This window comes from Aestuariirhabdus sp. LZHN29, assembly GCF_049985285.1.
Taxonomy (GTDB): Bacteria; Pseudomonadota; Gammaproteobacteria; order Pseudomonadales; family Aestuariirhabdaceae; genus Aestuariirhabdus.
In genome coordinates, this window is the sequence record NZ_JBNIEU010000003.1 from 14,564 (window position 1) to 33,877 (window position 19,314).

Genomic DNA, 19,314 nt, shown 5'->3' on the forward strand with positions numbered 1-19,314 from the left:
TGCGGCATCATTCATCGCGCTAATAGTAGCCATCAACCATTGTATCGCGGGTTTGTCACCCCTATGGTAACCCCCAAGATCATGCCGGGCAGCGTTGCGCTGCCTGTCCACACCTGAGGATTTATAAATGAGCAGCAATACCGACATCCTGTTTGAACCGATCGAATTTGGGCCGTTAAAGCTCAATGGCCGTATTGTGATGGCACCCATGACACGTAGCTTCTCTCCCGGCGGTGTTCCCCATGATGGAGTTGTTGAGTACTACCGCCGTCGTGCAGCCAATTCGGTAGGGCTGATTGTTACCGAGGGGACGGTCGTTGATCATCCTGGCGCCAATGGTTACCCCAACGTTCCACATTTCTATGGTGACAAAGCCCTGGCTGGCTGGAAAAAAGTAGTGGACGCAGTGCACGCCGAAGGGGGCAAGATTTTCCCACAGTTGTGGCACGTTGGCGCAATCCGCCGCCCCGGCACCGAGCCTGATGCCGAGGTTCCAGGTTACGGCCCGATGGACAAGGATAAAGAGGGGCAGCGGGTGGTAAAGGGGATGACCCAGCAGGATATCGATGAGGTGATTGCCGCCTTTGCCAAAGCGGCGGTAGCGGCCAAGAGTATCGGCTTTGACGGTGTTGAGTTGCACGGTGCCCATGGCTACTTGCTTGACCAGTTTTTCTGGGAAGGGTCCAATCAGCGCACCGATCAATACGGTGGCAGCTTCGAGAATCGCAGTCGCTTTGCGGTGGAGCTGGTGCAAGCCGTACGTGAGGCCGTAGGCCCCGATTATCCGATCCAGTTCCGCTACTCCCAATGGAAGCAGCAGGACTACAGTGCGCGCCTGTGTGAGACCCCAGAGTTACTGGAGCAGTTTCTCACTGCCCTGGCCGACGCAGGTGTGGATATTTTCCATGCCAGCACGCGCCGTTTCTGGTTACCGGAATTTGATGGCTCCGACCTCAATCTCGCGGGCTGGACTCGGAAATTGACGGGCAAGCCGACCATCACCGTTGGCAGCGTAGGGCTCGATAGCGATTTCCTCGAATACATGACCGAGACCGACAAGGTGGCCGATACCTCAGGGGTCGACGGGCTGGTGGATCGACTCAATAAGGCTGAGTTTGACCTGGTTGCGGTCGGGCGAGCGCTGCTGGTGGATGGAGAGTGGGCCAGTAAAGTGCGCGAAGGTCGCCAGCAGGAGATCATTCCCTTTAGCCGTAAGGCGTTGATGGAGCTGGTGTAAAGGAAAATTCAACAGCCTGGTAAACAATAACGGCGCCCTTGGCGCCGTTATTGTTTCAGCTTTTGTCAGCGCTTCTGGTAAGCCTCTACAGCGCGATCGTTTTCCAACAGCAGGCGCTCTGTTACCCAGAGTCGTGTTGCGCCGGTAACCGCAGCGGGCATGATCAGCAGGTTAACGACCGGGATCAGCATCAACAGGGATACGCAGCCTCCAAAACCCAGACATAGAAGGCGGCGGCGTTTCAGGGACTGCAGCATATCGTTGAATCGCATCTGGTTATTGTCGGCCGGGTAATCGACGTATTGAATCGCCATCGTCCAGGCGCCAAACAGCGCCCACAAAAAGGGGGCGGCCAGATTAATGACGGGGATCCAGCTGATGATCAGCAACACCAGGGCGCGGGGGGCGAAATAGAGTAATTTGGTCACCTCGCGACCCAGGGTGCGAGGTATCAGAAGGCCCAGCTCTTTCCAGCTGAAAGGGATCTCCTGTCCGGGCTCCCCGAATTCGATCCGCAGTTGGCGTTCACAAACCTCTGCAAGCAAGCCGTTGAAGGGGGCGGCAATCAGGTTGGCAACAATGGTAAAGGAGAAGAAGAGAATGACTACAATTGTGAACGCAAACAGGGGCCACATCAGCCAGTCGAGGAAGGAGAGCCAGCCGGGGAGCCAGTTTAGTGCGATTTGCACCCAGCTGGAAAACTGTTCGCTGGCAACGTAGATCAGCAGGGTAAATAGCAAGATGTTGATCAGCAGGGGGATGGCCACGAAGACCCGCAATCCGGGACGGGTTAACAGTCCAAAGCCTGCAAGAAAGGCGCTGGCGCCTTTGGTCAGATCCAGCATGGGTGTTTTCCATTGTATCGTTGAAATTGATGCGGGCAGTCTATGACAGAGCCCGGTGGAATCGCAAACCTTGCATCGCTCCGTGCTTACAGAGTGCCAGTGGATTCGGTACACTGGCGCTCTTTGAAGTGAAACCCGTTGGAGGGTATTGTGAGTGGATCACTGCGTGACCAGCTGCTGAAGAAGGGGCTGGTAAACAAGAAACAGGTGCAGCAGGCGCAGAAGGCCGACAAGCGCAAGGCGCGCGATAACCGCAAGGCTGAAAAGGTGGGCGAAGAGGTTGTCGTCGATGAGGCTCGCTTGCAGGCGCAAAAGGCGCGCGAGGAGAAGAAACTGCGTGACCGGGAGTTTAACCAGCAACGCGAAGCCGAGCGAAAGCAGCGGGAGCTGGTGGCCCAGGTCAAACAGATTATTGAGCGCAACGCGATTCGTCCGTCCGGAGAGGTCGATTATAACTTTGTCGTGGCCGGTAAAATCAAGAAGATCCGGGTCGATGCCATGCAGCAAAAAGCGCTATCTGCTGGACGGCTCGCTATCGTCGAATCCGCAGAACGCTTTGTGTTGATCCCGGCAGGAGCCGCCGACAAAATTTCCCAGCGACTACCCGAGGCAATTTTATCCCAGGCCGATAACAGTGCCAGCGAACCGGATCCGGATGATCCTTACGCCGATTTCCAGATTCCCGACGACCTGATGTGGTGATTCATGGTGCAGCGACGTTTTACCGCTCTGCGTGGTAACTCCCAGCGCCTCGATGGGGGGGCCATGTTCGGCAACGCCCCTAAAGCGCTATGGTCGCGTTGGGTCGAGGCCGATGAACTCAACCGTATTCCCCTGGCTTGCAACGCCCTTTTGGTGGAGGAGCACAGCGACGCCGGTACACGACGCATTTTGTTGGAAACCGGTGTTGGTGCTTTTTTCGAGCCTGAGCTGGCCGCACGTTATGGGGTGGTGGAGCGTGAGCATTGCTTGCTGGGGGCGTTGGCAGACATCGGATTGAGTGACAGCGATATCGATATCGTGATGCTGTCGCACCTGCACTTCGATCATGCGGGAGGTTTGCTGGCTGCGTGGCAGGAGGGTGAAGCGCACCGGCTGCTGTTTTCTAATGCCATCTACCTGACCGGCAGCGAGCAGTGGCAGCGGGCCAATGCTCCTCATTTGAGGGATCGGGCCTCTTATATCCCCGAACTGCTTCAACTGCTCGAATCCAGCGGCCGCCTGCAGTTGATCGCGCAGGAACGGTCGGCACTATTGGGTGATGACTATCGTTTTATACGTAGTGATGGCCATACCCCGGGCATGTTACTGACAGAGATAGAAACCGGGCAGGGCCCTCTGATATACGGTGCCGACCTGGTGCCCGCCATGCCCTGGGTCAATCTCCCCATTACCATGGGGTATGATCGTGCAGCAGAGATGCTGATTGATGAAAAGGAATCATTATTGAATGGGTTGCAGCAACGCCGGGGCTGGATTTTCTTCAGCCATGATCCAGCCTGTTTTGCGGCTCGTATCGAAGCGGATCGTCGTGGTCGTTACAGCACCTCCGAGCCGATCATGGCTGCGGGGCCACTGAACTTTTGCAGCGGAACCTGACGCCGCGAAGCGGGCACGCTAAAACAACAAGGCGCCATCGGCGCCTTGTTGTTTTAGCAGATTTTCTCTGCTGCTATGGATTGGTGCTTAGGCTTGCGAGGCTTTGATCTCTTGGGACTCGCTCAAATCCTTCTTCTTAACGCCAAACTCTTCGGAAAGAGTACCCTTGCTGTTGGAGTAATCCAGCGGAGGCCTGGGCGAACCATCGCTATCGGTTTCTGATAGCAGGGTACTGCTGCTGAGCAGCGAGTCACTCAGTCGATGACGGGTTACTTCGTCGGTGCACAGGTGCTCGGAGCTTGCGGCCAGGTGCTCGTGAACGTCTTTATAGCTTTCGGTTAGTTTGCTAACCAGGTGTGCGGTTGTGCTGAAATGATCAGAAACCTTGTCCTGATAGTCCTTGAACTGTGACTCCATGGTGCGGAGCTGTTCTTCAACCCGGTTATTTTGGGGGGAGCCACCACGAAGCATGTGATACAGGAGTACACCGGCCAGAATGCCGCCTATAAATGCTGTTGAGCCTAAAACCCACAAGTTGTTGGTATCTTCCACGCTTATGCCTCGATTTAACCTAGATCTTTCCTAACTACCCCGCAGAAACCGAATGATGTGCGGTACGCGGGATGCGGGAGGGGGTGCAAAAGACCCCAAGGCCCCTAAGTTAAAGGCTTTTCCTGCGGCTGTACAGAGGCGGGCCGGTAAAGCTGTGTTATACATTTGTAGCCTTTACCTGCAGGTGGCGCTTCGCCACACTGGCCGAGCTAGAGAGTACTCCACGTTATTTGCCTAAACAGGGAGTCGGAGTTAGAGTGTGCGCCCGAACGTAAAGTGCAGATGGAACTGCCGATGGTTAAGGCCCGAAGCGGGCAATACTGAGTAAACGGTGACTTTTTCATGACGCCTTTGGAACGCTACCAGCAGGACCTTCAACGCGAAGGTTTTTCCCATGATGCATCCCAGGAGCAGGCGGTCCGCCATCTGCAGCGGCTATACGACGATCTGGTGGCGCTACCCGCCAAGCCTTCAAAACGGCAGCGTATTAAGGGGTTGTTGAAGAAAACCAGACCGGAGCCTGTAAAGGGTCTCTATTTCTGGGGGGGAGTCGGTCGTGGCAAAACCTATCTGGTCGATACTTTTTACGACAGTCTGCCGTTTGAGCAGAAGATGCGCACCCACTTTCACCGTTTTATGCGCCGCGTTCATCATGAGTTAACTGCGCTCAAGGGCGAAAAGAACCCGTTAATTTCCGTTGCTCGTCGCTTTGCAGGTGAGGCGCGGGTGATCTGTTTCGATGAGTTTTTCGTCACCGATATTACCGATGCAATGATTCTGGCGGGATTGTTTGACGAACTCTTTAATCTGGGGGTTACCCTGGTGGCAACCTCCAACATTATTCCTGACCGCCTTTATGAAAATGGCCTGCAGCGCGCCAAATTTATCCCCGCCATCGATCTCATCAAGCAGCATACGCTGGTGGTGAATGTCGACAGCGGCATCGACTATCGGTTGCGGGTGTTGGAGCAGGCGGAGATCTACCATTTCCCCCTTGACGAGGCCGCGCACGAAAGCTTGCAGCGAAGCTTTGAGCAGTTGGCTCCGGATCTTGCACATGTTCACCATGGCGAGGTGTTGCAGGTTGAGGGGCGGGATATTTGTTCGGTGCAGGTCTGCGATGATGTCGCCTGGTTCACCTTTACGGAGCTATGCGATGGGCCACGGAGCCAGAACGATTACATTGAGCTGGGGAGAATATATCACGCGATATTGCTGAGTGATGTGCCCCGGATGGATGGCACCATGGACGATCAGGTGCGGCGCTTCGTTAACCTGGTGGATGAGTTTTATGATCGCGGAGTTAAACTGATTATCTCTGCCCAGGTGCCGGTGGAAGAGCTGTATACCGGCACTCAGCTGACCTTTGTGTTCGAACGTACCAAGAGCCGCTTGTGGGAGATGCAATCTCATGAGTACCTTGCCCTCGAGCACAAGGCCTGAAGTTCGCTCCTCCTATCAAATATGGCCAATCAGATTGAGTGGATTGGCCACCCCCTTTGGCTTTGACGCCCGTTATAGTGCTAATCACCCGCTGGCGCGCGTTATTTTGGCGCCTTGTCAGACATCATTAGAATAATGAGGCGAACCATGATCCCAAGAACCGTCTACGACTCCGAGCAGGAGCTGTTTCGCGATTCCGTACGTAAATTCCTTGAGCAGGAGGCGGTGCCTTACCACGCTCAATGGGAGAAGGATGGGCAGATAGATCGCGCACTTTGGAGCAAAGCGGGTGAGCAAGGCATGCTCTGCCCGACCATTCCGGAGGAGTACGGTGGGGTTGGAGTGGATTTTCGCTACAACGCCATTGTCGATGAAGAGATCGCCCGTCTGGGCCTGTCGGGAATCGGCTTTGGTTTGCACTCCGATATTTCGGTGCCCTATATCTTTAACTATGGCTCGGAGCTTTTGAAGCACAAGTATTTGCCCAAGCTGGTAAGTGGCGAGATGGTGAGTGCTATCGCCATGACTGAGCCGGGTGCCGGCTCCGATCTGCAGGGGATTAAAACTACCGCAGTGCTGGATGGTGATGAGTATGTCATCAATGGATCCAAAACCTTTATTACCAACGGCCAGCTCGCGGACCTGGTGGTGGTCGTGGCCAAGACAGACCCCTCGGCAGGTGCCAAGGGGACCAGCCTGTTGCTGGTAGAGGCGAGCGCACCCGGTTTTACCAAGGGCAGTAACCTGGAGAAGGTGGGGATGAAAGCCCAGGACACCTCCGAGCTCTTTTTCCAGGACGTACGAATACCGAAAGAGAATCTGTTGGGCGCCGAAGGCATGGGGTTTATCTATTTGATGCAGGAGCTTCCCCAGGAGCGTTTGTCGGTGGCGGTGAACGCCATCGCCGGCGCCGAATCGATCTTCGAGCAAACCCGTGAATACGTGAAGGAGCGGCAGGCGTTCGGCAAAAGCATCTCCCAGTTCCAGAATACCCGTTTCAAACTAGCCGAGATCGATACTGAGCTGACCGTCGCAAGGGTGTTTGTCGACAAATGCCTGGAGCTGCATATTGCCGGCAAACTGGATGTACCGACCGCAGCCAAGGCCAAGCTTCACGCCACCGAAGTACAGTGCCGTGTGATCGATGAATGCCTGCAGTTGCACGGTGGATTCGGTTATATGTGGGAGTATCCGGTGGCGCGTGCCTGGGCTGATGCGCGGGTTCAGAAGATCTACGCAGGCACTAACGAAATCATGAAGGAGATTATCGCGCGGGCGCTGTAAGGCGGCGCGCAAGGCGATTTTACCTTTCAGGGTGAATCAAGCAGGGGGCGATACCGACGCACGGGGTCTCCCTCTTTTGGGGTGAGATGGTTGAGCGATTGGCCCTGTGCCCGGCAGTGAAACGCTCACCCATAGCGGGGCTTCAGTGGTTGGGCTCTATCATCAGCGCGGGCGGTTGCAGGGCAATTCCCCGTTGCTCACGCTCGGCCGCGGGCAGTACATCCATGCTGGGCCAGAGGCCGCTGGTCAGTGCTCGGGCATAGCCATTGTCCAATCCTTCGGCAATCATGGATCTTTGCTCTGAATGGGCGTCGTAATGAAGTCGATGCCAGCTGGCTCGTACCCGTTCGGCCAGTGGTTCCAGCAGCAGGTACCAACCATCCGCCGTACCGTCGTTGGCGGGCATGCCGATGGCGCCGCTGTTGAGCCAGTAACCCTGATCACCATTTTCTCGGTCAAAGGTTTCGCCAAAAGGGATCCCGCAGTGGCCGGCGAGCATTACATGGGCGGGAGTCGAGTCCAGCTCTTCACGTTTGCTGCTGGCCTTGCTGGAGGCAAACAGAAAGCGGTTAGTTTTCGAGGGCGCGCCATGGGTCACGTGAATGTCGAGACCATTCCATTGAAAACCCAGTTGGCGAGGCAGTTGCGCCACCCATTCACGCTCCTCGGCCGTAACCCGTGCGCTGGCAAACCGGTACCAGTCTATGGAGAGCGCATCACAGGCTGACCCGGCCTCGAAGCCACAGCCACAATCGATCGCCTGGGCGACCAGAGACTCTTCACAATTGCCCATTATCGCCGTGCAGCCCCACTCCCGAATCTGCGCCAGAGTATCGTTGGGGCGTGCACAGTAGGCGACCAGGTCTCCTGTGCAGATGCAATTCTCAGGTGCAATCCCCTTCGCTGTCGCCAGGGCGCGTAGGGCGCGGGTGGCTTCAAGGTTACTGTAGGGGCCACCAAATACCATTAGTGGCCCTGAGCCAGGGAGTCTGTGAGCGCTCACGCAGGCGATCCCTCGTTGACCATGGGATTTTTGCCGCGGCTCAGTATGCCTAGCGCAAACAGTGCGAAGCCGCCAATCAGTACCGCGACACAGATCCCCAGCAGTTTGCTGTATTTGTGGGCGTCCCCCATAAGGTGAATGTGCCCGGATGACTCGGTGAAATAGAGGGCTGCACCGAGGATAGCGATGGTGAAACTGCCCAGATAACTCCAAAGAGGGACATCGCGCCGTCCCCCCAGCAGGGAGAAGAAGATCACCGGCAGCAGGTACATTGACGCGGTGCCACTGACGGCGACGGCGCTGAACAGGTCCTTGTTACCCATGAATACCAGTAGCACCCCCAATAACATAAACAGCAGCATGACCCCGCGGCCACTGCTGACCTGGGTCGGGAGCAGTTTCATATCGACCACGACCAGTTTGGAAGAGCTCGACAGGGTGCTGTCGAGGGTCGACATGGCGGAGATCACCAGCGCAGCATTAAATAGCAGCATGGGGACGTCTCCCAGCAGGCGTTGCAGTACATCGGTCATTGCTTCGCCACTGCTGGCCTGCGCTCCGGCGACGACGCCCAGGGAGCCAAAGGCGGTGATGCACAAAATACTGATCCAGGCCGCATGCAGGAAACTTTTGCGGGTGGTTTGGCGGTCGGCCAGCAGGCCCCGGTCCATCATCACCGGGTCGTGCATGGGGTAACTCCAAACTTGCAGCAGTGCTACCAGCATCAGGATAGGGCCCGGATCGTCGATCTGGAACTCTTTGAAGAGCAGGCTTTCGGTTGTCATGATGCCGTTGTTGAAAGCCAGTACCATTAGCAGTATCAGGGTCACCAGGAAGACCATCATCTGAAACAGGTCCGTGCGCAGGCTGGCGTGGAGCCCGCCGAGCATCGAATATAGCAGAGTGACGGTGGCAAACCCCATAATTGCAGCGATGTACAGATTAGTGCCTACTGCGCCAAACAGGATACCAATCACCAGCAGGTTGGCGAATACCTCGCTGATGAGGCGTATCCCGATCACCAGGTTGTAGCAGCGGCTGCCCCAGCTACCGAACCGGTCCTCAAGGAACCCTTGCACGCTCCTAAAGCCGTGGCGAAAGCGCACCTGGTCGATGATGATGCCGCCGGTGATAAAGGAGAGGTAATAGAGCGCGTAGGCCAGCGTACCCCAGAGGCCGTAGTAATAGCCGAGGATAGCCGCATTGAGCAGTGAACGAGCAAAGATCCAGGTGGTGACCTGGGAAAACACCAGTGTCCAAAGGCCGGGGGCGGTGCCGGATTCGGACGTTCCGAGAAAAAAAGTATCGGGATTGTTGGTGCGCCGAGAAAGCAGGATGGAGGCGAGGGCAATGATGCCGGCAATCAACGGAAGTGCAAAACTCACAAAAGTCCCCTTATGCAATTAACCAGTAGTGTGTTATCGGGCCTGTCCATGGACGGCGAGGTCTGGCTGTCAGACCCCGCCGGTGGATGTTTTGTTTCGGAACTGATTGATTTTAGGGGGCCGGGTTGGGCTGGCGGATGTGAATCGCCTCAATCGCCGCCAGCGTCTCCTCATCGAGGGTCAGCTCAGCACTTTTAAGATTGCTCTGCAGTTGATCTTCGGTTGTTGCGCCAATGATGTTGCTGTCGACGAAGGGGCGGCTGCTAACATAGGCTAGCGCCATTTGGGCGGGGTCTAGCCCGCGCTCTTTGGCGAGGGTGACATAGGCTTCGGTAGCCGCAACCGCCTGTTCGTTGTTGTAGCGGCTAAAGCGGGTAAACAGGGTCAGGCGGCCCTTTGGGGAGCGCGCTCCATGCAGGTACTTACCACTGAGTGCGCCAAACGCGAGGGGGGAGTAGGCGAGCAGGCCCAGCTGTTCGCGATGGGAAAACTCTGCCAGTCCGACCTCGAAGCTTCGATTGAGCAGGTTGTAGGGGTTCTGGATGCTGGCCGCTCGTGGCCAGCCGTGGCGAGCGGCCTGGCGCAGGTACTCTGAGGCTCCCCAGGCGGTTTCATTGGATAGTCCGATATGCCGCACCTTGCCCGCCAGCACCAGCTCGTGAAGCGCCGACAGGGTCTCCTCGATGGGGTAGCCATCAGCGTCCGGTTGGTGTTGGTAGCCGAGCTGGCCGAAGAAATTGGTGCTGCGCTCGGGCCAGTGCACCTGGTAAAGGTCGATGTAATCGGTTTGCAGGCGCTTGAGGCTGGCATTGCAGGCTTCGATGATGCTTGCTTTGTCGAGGCGGGCGCCGGAGTCTCGCATATAGCTAACCCATTCGCCGGGCCCTGAGACCTTGGTGGCGATGACCAGGTCTTCTCGTCTTGGCTGTCGACTAAGCCATTGGCCAAGGATGGTTTCAGTGCGAGTGTAGGTGTCGGCTTTTGGGGGGACCGGGTAGAGTTCAGCCGTGTCGATAAAGTTAACGCCGTGTTCCCGGGCCATATCCAGTTGCCGCCAGGCCTCGTCGGCGGTATTCTGCTCGCCCCAGGTCATTGTGCCCAGGCAGAGGCGGCTGATTTTTAATTCTGTGCCGCCAAGATATCCATATTCCATGGTAACTACTCTCTCGATCGCGAAAGTAGTTATAAAAGCATGGGGGTTGAGGAAAAAAAAGCGGTATCAGGGCTTTTTTTCTGCGCCTCGCTGAGTATAATAGCGCTCCCGTTTCCTACATGTATGCCCTAAGACAGTGAATCCGCTACCGGACGCCCTAAGGGGAGTTGGTTCGGATTTGGTCTTTAATTATGATGCTGGCCATTAGGCTGGTCATTTGAGGCAGGTTTTAATTGATGAATACTTATACTGCAAAACCAGAAACAGTTAAGCGTGACTGGTTCGTTGTAGATGCGACCGGTAAAACTTTGGGTCGTCTTTCCACCGAAATTGCTAGCCGCCTGCGCGGTAAGCACAAAGCTGAGTACACTCCTCACGTCGATACCGGTGACTACATTGTTGTAGTTAATGCCGAAAAGATTCGTGTAACCGGCAACAAAGCGCAAGACAAAATGTACTACCGTCACACCGGTTACCCGGGTGGCCTGCGTAGCATGAACTTCAATAAGCTGGTTGAACACGCTCCTGAGCGTATTATTGAGAAGGCTGTTAAGGGCATGTTGCCCAAAGGTCCACTTGGTCGTGCTATGTACACCAAGCTGAAGGTGTATTCGGGTGCTACGCATCCTCACGCCGCTCAACAACCACAGGCTCTGGATATCTAACGGGAAGCGATTGCTATGTCTAACACTCAATATTATGGAACGGGTCGTCGTAAAACATCGACCGCTCGTGTGTTTATCAAGTCAGGCGCCGGCGCTATCGTTGTAAACGGTCGCTCCCTTGATGAGTACTTCGGTCGTGAAGTTGCTCGCATGATCGTTCGCCAGCCTCTGCAGTTGGTTGAGCTGACCGATAAGTTTGATATCAACGTTACCGTCGCTGGCGGTGGTAGCTTTGGTCAGGCAGGTGCTATTCGTCACGGTATCACCCGTGCCTTGATGCAGTACGACGAAGAGCTTCGTCCGTCGCTGCGTAAGGCAGGATTTGTTACCCGTGATGCTCGTGAGGTTGAACGTAAGAAGGTCGGTCTGCGCAAAGCGCGTAAGCGTCCTCAGTTCTCCAAGCGTTAAGGGTTACCTGCCCGGCGGGATCTTGTATCTCGCAAAGTGGTACCAAAAACGCCCTTTGTCCCAAAGGGCGTTTTTTTTTCTGGCGAAGGAGCGCTGGTGGTAAAGAGGGTGGTTGGCTGCGGTAGCGTCTTCGCTTTGACCTGTGTCAGGTCTGTTGCGAGAGCCGCACTTGCTTGCGGCAGCGGTTTTCTTTACCATTCGCAGGATTTATTTTGCGGGTCCAAAAGCAATACAACAGGATTCACATTGCTCGTTTGGTATGTCTGGGCGGGCAGTAAACATGCTCTTATGGGGAGATAAGATTAATGAGTAATGACGGCGTAGATAAGGGTCGTCGTCGCCTGCTGATAGGAGCCACCTCTGCGGTGGGTGCTGTCGGAGCAGTCGGCGCAGCTGTCCCTTTTGTTGCCTCCTGGAATCCCAGTGCCAAAGCCAAGGCTGCTGGCGCGCCGGTGAGGGTAAAAATAGATAAGGTTGAGCCTGGCCAGCAGGTTGTTGCTGCATGGCGTGGCAAGCCAGTATTTGTCCTGCGCCGCGAGCAAGCGATGCTGGACGCTCTTCCCCAACAGGACGCTACTCTGCGTGATCCTGCATCCAATGAGTCAGAGCAGCCGGACTACGCCAAGAACGAGCATCGTTCGCGCAATGCCGATTTGCTTGTCATGGTTGGTCTGTGCACTCACCTGGGGTGCTCCCCAAAGCTGTTCCCGGAAGTGAAGCCGATGGATTTTGACGCTAACTGGCAGGGCGGTTACCACTGTCCGTGTCATGGTTCGAAGTTTGATCTGGCGGGCCGGGTGCATCAGGGTGTTCCTGCGCCGACTAATCTGCCGATACCCCCGTACTCCTATCTCGATGACAACACCATCATCATCGGCATCGACGAGGAGAATTCGTAATGAAAGATTTTATGGCATGGGTAGATGCCCGTTTTCCCGCCACCAAGATGTGGGAAGAGCACCTGAGCAAGTATTACGCTCCTAAAAACTTTAACTTTTGGTACTTTTTTGGTTCATTGGCGCTGTTGGTGCTGGTTAATCAGCTACTGACCGGTATCTGGCTCACCATGAGTTATGTGCCTAGCGCTGAAGAAGCGTTCGCTTCGGTAGAGTACATCATGCGTGATGTCGAGTACGGCTGGATCCTGCGTTACCTGCACTCCACCGGCGCCTCGATGTTCTTTGTCGTGGTCTATATGCACATGTTCCGTGGTCTGATCTACGGCTCCTATCGTGCGCCCCGTGAACTGGTATGGATCTTCGGCATGGCGATCTATCTGGCTCTGATGGCTGAGGCCTTCATGGGGTACTTGTTGCCATGGGGGCAGATGTCTTACTGGGGAGCCCAGGTTATCATCTCCCTGTTCGGTGCAATCCCGGTTATCGGTCCTGACCTGCAGCAGTGGATTCGTGGTGACTTCCTGATCTCCGGCATCACCCTCAACCGCTTCTTTGCCCTACACGTCGTGGCGCTGCCTATCGTGCTGCTGGCGCTGGTTGTTATGCACATCATTGCTTTGCACGAAGTGGGCTCCAACAACCCGGACGGCATCGAGATCAAAAAGAATAAGGATGAGAACGGTATCCCGAAAGATGGTATTCCTTTCCACCCTTACTACACCGTCAAGGATATTGTGGGTGTGGTGGTGTTCCTGTTTGTCTTCTGTGCGATTGTCTTCTTCTTCCCGGAGATGGGTGGATACTTCATCGAGCACGCTAACTTTGAAAAGGCAGATAACCTGAAAACCCCTGCGCATATCGCGCCAGTATGGTATTTCACACCGTTCTACGCCATCTTGCGGGCTATTCCAGACAAGCTGCTGGGAGTGGTAGCCATGGGTGCGGCGATTGCTGTGCTGTTTGTGTTGCCCTGGTTGGATCGCAGTCCGGTCAAGTCTATCCGTTACAAGGGTGTGCTGAGCAAGATTGCGCTGGGTCTGTTCGTTATTTCTTTTGTGTGGTTGGGTTGGTTGGGTGCGATGCCTTCAACGGTTGAGCGTACTCTCTACTCCCAGATCTGCACGTTGGTGTACTTCGCATTCTTCTTGTTGATGCCGTTCTACACCAGAATGGAAAAAACCAAACCCGTACCAGAGAGGGTGACAGGCTAATGAAAAAGCAACTGATTGCATTACTATTTGCTGTATTGCCTGTTTCTGTCTTCGCTGCAGAGTCGGGCTATCCACTGGATCATTTTGAAGCTGACGTTGCCAACCAGGCATCGCTGCAGGATGGCTTAAAAACCTACCAGAGCTTCTGTGCGGGTTGCCATGCTACCGGGTTCCAGCGCTATGAGCGCGTTGCCGATGACCTGGGTATTCCCCATGATCTGTTTAGGGAAAACATTATCTTCAACGGTGCCAAGATTGGTTCCCTGATGGATAATGCCATGCGCGAAGAGGAAGCCAAGCGCTGGTTTGGCGCTGCGCCCCCCGATCTGACCCTGGTTGCAAGGGTTCGTGGCGGCGACTGGCTCTATACCTACCTGCGGACATTTTATGTGGATCCCAAGCGTCCCTGGGGTGTCAACAACAAGGTATTCCCCGATGTAGGTATGCCCCACGTATTGGCTGAACTACAGGGTTTGCAGGTGGATAACTGTGCAGGGGCTGATAGTGGCGAGCGCGATAACCTGACCGGCGACAAACTTTGCGGTTTCGACCTGGTGGAAAAAGGTAGCATGACTCCGGCTGAATATGATCAGGCTGTTTTCAACCTGGTTAACTACCTGGTGTACGCGGCGGAGCCGATGCAGTTGGAGCGCCAGCGTATCGGTATGTGGGTGCTGTTGTTTTTGTTAGTGCTGCTGGTTCCTGCTTATCTGCTGAAGAAAGAGTACTGGAAAGACGTTCACTGATCATTCGGTGTCGTTAATGGGCGCGCGGCTGAGCTATCAGCTGCGCGCGTTTTTGTGTTTTTTGACTCCACATTTTGGGGGTAACAATGGGCGTAGTCGCCAAGCGTTCTTCAATGATCTTTTTTTCCGATGCGGTCGGCCACCTGAGCCATCGCGTGAGAATCGTACTCGCTGAGAAGGGTGTCACGGTTGATGTGCAGGATATTGATCCGGACAATGTGCCTGAAGAGGTTGCAGAGCTTAACCCCTACAACTCGTTGCCTACCCTGGTAGATCGTGATCTGGTGTTGTATGAGCCGAATGTAATGATGGAATACCTCGACGAGAGGTTCCCTCATCCACCGTTGCTTCCTGTCTATCCGGTTGCTCGGGCTCAAAGTCGACTGCTGATTCACCGCATCGACAAGGATTGGAGTGAGTTGATCGATACCATTCTGGACCCCAAGTCTCGAGAAGCCGCAGTGAACAAGGCTCGAAAAGAGTTGCGTGACAGCCTGGTCGGTATTGCTCCTCTGTTTGAGGAGAAGCCCTTTTTTATGAGCGATGAGTTCACGTTGGTGGACTGCTGCGTAGCGCCTATTTTGTGGCGCCTGGCGGATCTTGGTATCGAGATGCCCAAGCAGGCCAAGGCGTTGTTGGATTACGCTGAGCGGTTGTTCGAGCGCGAATCCTTTAAAGAAAGTCTTTCTGAGGTAGAACGCGAGATGCGTCTCTGATTGATGGCTTGATGTGGGTTATAAAAGGGGGAGCGTTGAGCTCTCCTTTTTTTATTGTAGAGGCGGGTGCTGAAGCCTGTCCCTGGAACGTTGGAGCATGGTATGTCAATGAGTCCGAGCCGACCCTACATGGTAAGGGCGCTGTATGAGTGGATTGTGGACAACGAGTGCACTCCCTACCTGCTAGCAAATGCTATGGCAGAGGGGGTCGCTGTGCCACAGGAGTTTGTTAATGAGGGACAGATCGTCCTCAATGTGTCTCCAACGGCTGTGCGTGAGCTTTTGATGACCAATGAGGAGGTGGAGTTTAATGGACGCTTTGGTGGTCGCCCCATGCACATCTATATTCCGATCCATGCAGTGATGGCTATCTACGCCCGCGAAAACGGGCAGGGGATGGTGTTTGAAGTGGAGGAGGGTCTGGACCCGGACCCGGACACCTCGATCGGCGGTGGCGACACCGTCAAGAAGATGCCGTCAAAGCCATCAGGAAGACCCAGTCTCAAAGTCGTGAAGTAGAGCGCCAGGTTCGATTTTTGATGATTGTAAGACCGTAGTAAAAAGGAAAGCATGGGCTTTCCTTTTTTTATTTGTGCGGTGTAAGTGCGGTTAGGGTTAAAGCCTTTACACGGGGTCGGCGCGACTAGTCGATATAGTCAAACACCTTCACAATGCGTTGCACTCCGTAGGTGGTGCGCACCAGCTCAACAGCGCGGTTGGCTTCTGCGTTGGTCACCCGCCCCATCAGGAATACTGTTCCATTCTCGGTGACAACTTTTATACGGCTCGATGGCACGGATTCATCGTTCAGCATCTTGGTTTTGACTTTTGTGGTCAGCCAGTTATCGCTGCTGGCGGCAACGAAGCTGATCGGACCGGCAATCTCCAGCTCGTTATATACCTGCTTGACGTCTCGTACTTTCTGCACCGTATCGCCAGCAATTTTTTTGAGGCGCTGGTTGGGTACCTGGCCAACAATTAGCACGGTACCGTCGAAGCTGATTACCGATACGCGGGTCTGTTTGAACCCCGGGTCGGCCTTGTCAATATTCACCAGGGAAATGGTTTCAATGGTTTCATCGCTTATGAAGCGGCCGGTGGTTCGCTTTCCCGGATCTTGTTGTATGGGCTCTTCTTTCAGTGCACTGATACTGGATGCGCAGCCTGATAGCAGGAAACTGAACAGGATCAGGGTAGCTATTGCTCTCATTGCGTCATCTCTCCAAACAGGTATTCGTCAATCAAATCACAAAAACAATGGATAACCATCATGTGTATCTCATGGATGCGTGCCGGATCGAAAGAGGGGATTCTAATCTCAACGTCTTCCGGGTGAAGCACTGATGCGACGTTTCCCCCGTCGCGTCCGGTCAGGGCGATAACCGGAATTTGTCGATCATGGGCTGCCTGTATTGACTGCACCACGCTCGCAGAGTTCCCGCTGGTACTGATTACTAGCAGAGCATCGAATGGTTGTGCCAGCGCGCGAACCTGCTTGGAAAAAACGTCGTGATAGCTGTAATCGTTTGAGATGGCCGTCAACGTAATGCTGTCAGCCGTCAGGGCAAGAGCAGGTAGTGCGGGTCTCTCGCGGTCAAAACGATTCAGTAGCAAAGAGGCGAAATGCTGGGCGTGGGATGCGGATCCTCCGTTACCGCAGCTTAGAATTTTACCCTCATTGAGGAGCGCCTGTACCATCATCTCTCCCGCCTCGGCAATCAGCGGGGGGAGTGTTTCCGCGCACTGAATGCTGACGTCGATGCTGTCGGAAAAGTGAGTTGTAATACGATCCTGGATACTCATTATCAACCTTTGTCGCCCGTGGGCGTATGATTACAGGGTAATGGCATTTTTAATCCACTCAAAGTGCATATCATCGCCTTCAACTTTACCGTTAGCAGCCATGACATCAAAGCGGCACGGCCTATGTAGCAGCTTCTTATTCTGCAGGTAATGCTGGGCGCAGTTTATCAGGCGTGTGCATTTTTTGGAGTTAAGGCTCTCCTGGGCGCTGCCGAAGCGAGTGCTGCTTCGTTGCCTGACTTCGACAAAGACGATGGTGTCCTTGTCGCTCATCACCAGGTCGAGCTCACCTCCACGCCAGGCATAGTTTTTAGTTAATAGGCGCAAGCCCTGGCGCTGAAGAAAATCCAGTGCCAATTTCTCCGCCTGCTGTCCCCGGTTGAAGCTCTGTTTCAGAATCCATTCCATCTATTACCTCCGTGTGAGGGGGCACCAGTGGCGGCAGCTCTTCCAGCTGCACTGGAATGCCGTTACGGAACTGGTGCCAGCTCAGCTCGCGAACAATATGCTGCTGTTCGTCCATGCTCAGGGTGCCTGTTGTGCCTTCTAGTTCAATGCCTTCGATCCTGCTCATTTGGCGAACCCTTGAGTAAAGTAGAAACGCGTCGGCGCCGAGGGCATACAGCTCCGCGTAACTTCCATTCGCCTGGGGCCAGCGCGCCCGAATCTGCCTCATTAGCGGGTCGCTATCTTCCAGCAGCCAGTGGTAACTGGTGAATTTTATACCGTCGAGGTCCTTGTCGCGTGTCTGGTCGCGACGGCCGCTGTATATGCTTGAGGTGCTAATCACCGGCAGTTTTCCAGCGTACTGGAAGGCCAGTGTCGGTTTCAGGATTCTGCCTTGCTCCGCCGATACGGACATGAATACCATGTCGATATCCTGGCGTCTGCGAGGATCAAATTCGGGAGCTTCGCCTATCACCGTAGACAGGAGGCGTGCTCGAGTGCGGCTCTTGTCGATGCCAAGTAGTGAGCCAACGACCTGGCGGTAGTCGTTTTTGCCCGTGAACTGACGTTGATCGACCACTGTTCCCCCGTGGGTCACCCACTCGTCGACAAAGGCCGCTGCGACCCTGCTCCCCTTCGCGGTTTTGGGTGTGATCACAACCGCGCGTTCATAGCCTTCCTGGCGCCCACGTCGCGCTGCTTGCCGTGCTTCGTCTTCAGCGGCGAGCCCAAACTGAAACAGACCATCGGTGGCGACATGGGCATCGTTGCTGTAGTTGAGCGTGAGCGCTGGCAGAGGCAGAAGCGGTTGTGAGGCAAATTCGGAGACCTGCTGCTTGCGTAGCGGGCCGATGAGCATCTCGACGTTGTCGTTAATGGCCTGGTTGATCAGTTGATTGGGGGTGTTTTGCTCGCTGTCATAAAAACTTAACTGTGGGAGCTCCCTGCCGTCTGCTGCTGCGGCATAGTAAGCGGCCATAAAACCGTCTCGTATGGCATCTCCTGCCTGTTCCAGCTGTCCGCTTTGGGGTAGCAGCAGGGCGATATGGTTGGGCTGGTTGGTGGCGCTTTCCCGAATGATCTCCTCGATCTCCGTCAGTTTTTGCTGACCGCTATGAAATGGCCAGTTTTCCGACCATTGGTTTATACGCTCAAGTTGGTTGCTGAGGCTGGCGGGTTTCTTGAGGATTTCTGCCAGCTCTACCCATGCATCGAGGTAGGCAAGGTTATGGTATTCCCGGCTTTCTTGTAGTTCATTAAGATCCATTTCCAGCAGGGTGTTCCAGAGTTGCTGCTCAACGGTCTCCCGCTGGTCGGCGTGCGCCAGCTCGAGTGCCAATATCAATTCGTCGATGGCGGCGGGAGAGCTGCCGGTTTGGTGTAGAGCTCGGGCTCTTAGGCTGAGGGCGTTAACCCGTATACTGCTGTTATCGACCGCTAGCAGGCTGGGATGATCCAGCCAGGTAAAGGCCAGTACGTTGTTGCGCCCTAGGGCTAACTCCGCTTGCAGTAAGGCGTAGCGAGCCCGGTTATCGTCGCCGAGTATATGGGGTGTCAGCGATGCAGCAATTTCTCGTGCTTCGTCGAGGCGTTGCTCGGCAATCATCAGGCTGGCTGCGTCCATACGTAGCTGGGCGCTTTCTTCGGGAGAGGCTTCTGCAGCCTGCTCCAGAAGCGCCTGGATCTGGTTAAGATCCTGCCCTGGGATCGGGGGTACGCGGGGGTACTCGGGGCTGCTGGCACAGGCGGACAGCAAGGCACTGAGCAAAAAAATGAGTGGTAGGCGTGCTGGCAAGCTCATGAATGATAGGCAACGGTCTTATGGGTAGCGGGAATGCGGAGAAGCGGTAATATGCTTGCTTCTCCGTGCGAAGTGTCATTCTAACCGAGGAGCTGTTTGATTTCCTATATACTGGGG

21 protein-coding genes are annotated in these 19,314 nt (G+C 55.0%); 12 read left to right on the forward strand and 9 right to left on the reverse strand.

Annotated features, from left to right (window positions below; translation table 11 throughout):
* Positions 1-127 precede the first annotated feature (127 nt).
* Positions 128-1,237: an NADH:flavin oxidoreductase gene (locus tag ACP3PW_RS12480; protein WP_426417056.1), complete on the forward strand. Its 1,110-nt coding sequence runs from the start codon at positions 128-130 to the stop codon at positions 1,235-1,237.
* Between the two features lie 65 nt (positions 1,238-1,302).
* Here ACP3PW_RS12480 and cysZ read toward each other — a convergent pair whose 3' ends face one another.
* A complete protein-coding gene (gene cysZ, locus ACP3PW_RS12485; RefSeq protein ID WP_426417057.1) occupies positions 1,303-2,082 on the reverse strand; it encodes a sulfate transporter CysZ in 780 nt (259 codons plus the stop codon).
* A 150-nt stretch (positions 2,083-2,232) separates the two neighbouring features.
* Between cysZ and ACP3PW_RS12490 the strand changes: the two genes are divergently transcribed.
* The gene (locus tag ACP3PW_RS12490; RefSeq protein ID WP_426417058.1) at positions 2,233-2,784 is read left to right on the forward strand and encodes a DUF2058 domain-containing protein; all 552 of its coding nucleotides are present in this window, start codon (positions 2,233-2,235) and stop codon (positions 2,782-2,784) included.
* Between the two features lie 3 nt (positions 2,785-2,787).
* Positions 2,788-3,681: an MBL fold metallo-hydrolase gene (locus tag ACP3PW_RS12495; RefSeq protein ID WP_426417059.1), complete on the forward strand. Its 894-nt coding sequence runs from the start codon at positions 2,788-2,790 to the stop codon at positions 3,679-3,681.
* A gap of 87 nt (positions 3,682-3,768) precedes the next feature.
* On the opposite strand, the gene ACP3PW_RS12500 is transcribed toward ACP3PW_RS12495, so the two are convergent.
* Positions 3,769-4,233, reverse strand: a complete 465-nt coding sequence (locus ACP3PW_RS12500) for a YhcB family protein (RefSeq protein ID WP_426417060.1) — start codon at positions 4,231-4,233, stop codon at positions 3,769-3,771.
* 342 nt (positions 4,234-4,575) lie between these two features.
* On the opposite strand from ACP3PW_RS12500, the gene zapE reads away from it, so the two are divergent.
* Positions 4,576-5,676, forward strand: coding sequence for a cell division protein ZapE (gene zapE / locus ACP3PW_RS12505; protein ID WP_426417061.1), 1,101 nt, complete (start codon positions 4,576-4,578; stop codon positions 5,674-5,676).
* A 147-nt stretch (positions 5,677-5,823) separates the two neighbouring features.
* Positions 5,824-6,960, forward strand: coding sequence for an acyl-CoA dehydrogenase family protein (locus ACP3PW_RS12510; protein ID WP_426417062.1), 1,137 nt, complete (start codon positions 5,824-5,826; stop codon positions 6,958-6,960).
* Between the two features lie 142 nt (positions 6,961-7,102).
* Here ACP3PW_RS12510 and ACP3PW_RS12515 read toward each other — a convergent pair whose 3' ends face one another.
* The 3 genes from ACP3PW_RS12515 to ACP3PW_RS12525 form a co-directional block, all read right to left on the reverse strand.
* Positions 7,103-7,963 (reverse strand): metallophosphoesterase family protein, encoded by an 861-nt coding sequence (locus ACP3PW_RS12515; protein ID WP_426417063.1) that lies wholly within the window; start codon positions 7,961-7,963, stop codon positions 7,103-7,105.
* Entirely contained in the window at positions 7,960-9,348 is a 1,389-nt protein-coding gene (locus ACP3PW_RS12520; RefSeq protein ID WP_426417064.1) for a sodium:proline symporter, read from the reverse strand. Before ACP3PW_RS12520 ends, ACP3PW_RS12515 begins: the two co-directional genes overlap by 4 nt.
* Positions 9,349-9,460: 112 nt before the next feature.
* On the reverse strand, positions 9,461-10,501 hold the full coding sequence (locus tag ACP3PW_RS12525) for an NADP(H)-dependent aldo-keto reductase (protein ID WP_426417065.1): 1,041 nt from the start codon (positions 10,499-10,501) through the stop codon (positions 9,461-9,463).
* A 236-nt stretch (positions 10,502-10,737) separates the two neighbouring features.
* Between ACP3PW_RS12525 and rplM the strand changes: the two genes are divergently transcribed.
* The 7 genes from rplM (at position 10,738) to ACP3PW_RS12560 (ending at position 15,665) form a co-directional block, all read left to right on the forward strand.
* Positions 10,738-11,166: a 50S ribosomal protein L13 gene (gene rplM, locus ACP3PW_RS12530; RefSeq protein ID WP_426417066.1), complete on the forward strand. Its 429-nt coding sequence runs from the start codon at positions 10,738-10,740 to the stop codon at positions 11,164-11,166.
* 15 nt (positions 11,167-11,181) lie between these two features.
* Complete coding sequence (rpsI, locus tag ACP3PW_RS12535) at positions 11,182-11,574, forward strand: 30S ribosomal protein S9 (RefSeq protein ID WP_426417067.1); 393 nt, start codon at positions 11,182-11,184, stop codon at positions 11,572-11,574.
* Positions 11,575-11,879: 305 nt separating this feature from the next.
* On the forward strand, positions 11,880-12,473 hold the full coding sequence (gene petA / locus ACP3PW_RS12540) for a ubiquinol-cytochrome c reductase iron-sulfur subunit (protein ID WP_426417068.1): 594 nt from the start codon (positions 11,880-11,882) through the stop codon (positions 12,471-12,473).
* Positions 12,473-13,684: a cytochrome b gene (locus ACP3PW_RS12545; RefSeq protein ID WP_426417069.1), complete on the forward strand. Its 1,212-nt coding sequence runs from the start codon at positions 12,473-12,475 to the stop codon at positions 13,682-13,684. The genes petA and ACP3PW_RS12545 overlap by 1 nt, the downstream gene beginning before the upstream one ends.
* Positions 13,684-14,430: a cytochrome c1 gene (locus ACP3PW_RS12550; RefSeq protein WP_426417070.1), complete on the forward strand. Its 747-nt coding sequence runs from the start codon at positions 13,684-13,686 to the stop codon at positions 14,428-14,430. Before ACP3PW_RS12545 ends, ACP3PW_RS12550 begins: the two co-directional genes overlap by 1 nt.
* Before the next feature lie 86 nt (positions 14,431-14,516).
* Positions 14,517-15,146 (forward strand): glutathione S-transferase N-terminal domain-containing protein, encoded by a 630-nt coding sequence (locus ACP3PW_RS12555; protein WP_426417071.1) that lies wholly within the window; start codon positions 14,517-14,519, stop codon positions 15,144-15,146.
* Between the two features lie 102 nt (positions 15,147-15,248).
* Entirely contained in the window at positions 15,249-15,665 is a 417-nt protein-coding gene (locus tag ACP3PW_RS12560) for a ClpXP protease specificity-enhancing factor (RefSeq protein WP_426417072.1), read from the forward strand.
* A gap of 124 nt (positions 15,666-15,789) precedes the next feature.
* Here the strand turns inward: ACP3PW_RS12560 and ACP3PW_RS12565 are convergent, their stop codons facing one another.
* Genes ACP3PW_RS12565 through ACP3PW_RS12580 form a run of 4 tightly spaced genes read right to left on the reverse strand, consistent with a single transcriptional unit; the run spans position 15,790 to position 19,197 of the window.
* Positions 15,790-16,356, reverse strand: a complete 567-nt coding sequence (locus tag ACP3PW_RS12565) for a BON domain-containing protein (RefSeq protein WP_426417073.1) — start codon at positions 16,354-16,356, stop codon at positions 15,790-15,792.
* Positions 16,353-16,949 (reverse strand): phosphoheptose isomerase, encoded by a 597-nt coding sequence (locus ACP3PW_RS12570; protein ID WP_426417074.1) that lies wholly within the window; start codon positions 16,947-16,949, stop codon positions 16,353-16,355. Before ACP3PW_RS12570 ends, ACP3PW_RS12565 begins: the two co-directional genes overlap by 4 nt.
* A 30-nt stretch (positions 16,950-16,979) precedes the next feature.
* Positions 16,980-17,357 carry a YraN family protein gene (locus tag ACP3PW_RS12575; RefSeq protein WP_426417075.1) on the reverse strand — a complete coding sequence of 126 codons (378 nt, stop codon included), beginning with the start codon at positions 17,355-17,357 and terminating at the stop codon, positions 16,980-16,982.
* The gene (locus tag ACP3PW_RS12580; RefSeq protein ID WP_426417076.1) at positions 17,260-19,197 is read right to left on the reverse strand and encodes a penicillin-binding protein activator; all 1,938 of its coding nucleotides are present in this window, start codon (positions 19,195-19,197) and stop codon (positions 17,260-17,262) included. Before ACP3PW_RS12580 ends, ACP3PW_RS12575 begins: the two co-directional genes overlap by 98 nt.
* Positions 19,198-19,314: the final 117 nt, after the last annotated feature.

Coding starts and splice junctions, on each gene's coding strand:
- ACP3PW_RS12575 (WP_426417075.1), bottom strand. CDS start 17,357: ATGGAATGGATTCTGAAACAGAGCTTCAACCGGGGACAGCAGGCGGAG.
- rpsI (WP_426417067.1), top strand. CDS start 11,182: ATGTCTAACACTCAATATTATGGAACGGGTCGTCGTAAAACATCGACC.
- ACP3PW_RS12525 (WP_426417065.1), bottom strand. CDS start 10,501: ATGGAATATGGATATCTTGGCGGCACAGAATTAAAAATCAGCCGCCTC.
- ACP3PW_RS12570 (WP_426417074.1), bottom strand. CDS start 16,949: ATGAGTATCCAGGATCGTATTACAACTCACTTTTCCGACAGCATCGAC.
- ACP3PW_RS12495 (WP_426417059.1), top strand. CDS start 2,788: ATGGTGCAGCGACGTTTTACCGCTCTGCGTGGTAACTCCCAGCGCCTC.
- cysZ (WP_426417057.1), bottom strand. CDS start 2,082: ATGCTGGATCTGACCAAAGGCGCCAGCGCCTTTCTTGCAGGCTTTGGA.
- petA (WP_426417068.1), top strand. CDS start 11,880: ATGAGTAATGACGGCGTAGATAAGGGTCGTCGTCGCCTGCTGATAGGA.
- ACP3PW_RS12510 (WP_426417062.1), top strand. CDS start 5,824: ATGATCCCAAGAACCGTCTACGACTCCGAGCAGGAGCTGTTTCGCGAT.
- zapE (WP_426417061.1), top strand. CDS start 4,576: ATGACGCCTTTGGAACGCTACCAGCAGGACCTTCAACGCGAAGGTTTT.
- ACP3PW_RS12560 (WP_426417072.1), top strand. CDS start 15,249: ATGTCAATGAGTCCGAGCCGACCCTACATGGTAAGGGCGCTGTATGAG.
- ACP3PW_RS12580 (WP_426417076.1), bottom strand. CDS start 19,197: ATGAGCTTGCCAGCACGCCTACCACTCATTTTTTTGCTCAGTGCCTTG.
- rplM (WP_426417066.1), top strand. CDS start 10,738: ATGAATACTTATACTGCAAAACCAGAAACAGTTAAGCGTGACTGGTTC.
- ACP3PW_RS12555 (WP_426417071.1), top strand. CDS start 14,517: ATGGGCGTAGTCGCCAAGCGTTCTTCAATGATCTTTTTTTCCGATGCG.
- ACP3PW_RS12545 (WP_426417069.1), top strand. CDS start 12,473: ATGAAAGATTTTATGGCATGGGTAGATGCCCGTTTTCCCGCCACCAAG.
- ACP3PW_RS12565 (WP_426417073.1), bottom strand. CDS start 16,356: ATGAGAGCAATAGCTACCCTGATCCTGTTCAGTTTCCTGCTATCAGGC.
- ACP3PW_RS12550 (WP_426417070.1), top strand. CDS start 13,684: ATGAAAAAGCAACTGATTGCATTACTATTTGCTGTATTGCCTGTTTCT.
- ACP3PW_RS12480 (WP_426417056.1), top strand. CDS start 128: ATGAGCAGCAATACCGACATCCTGTTTGAACCGATCGAATTTGGGCCG.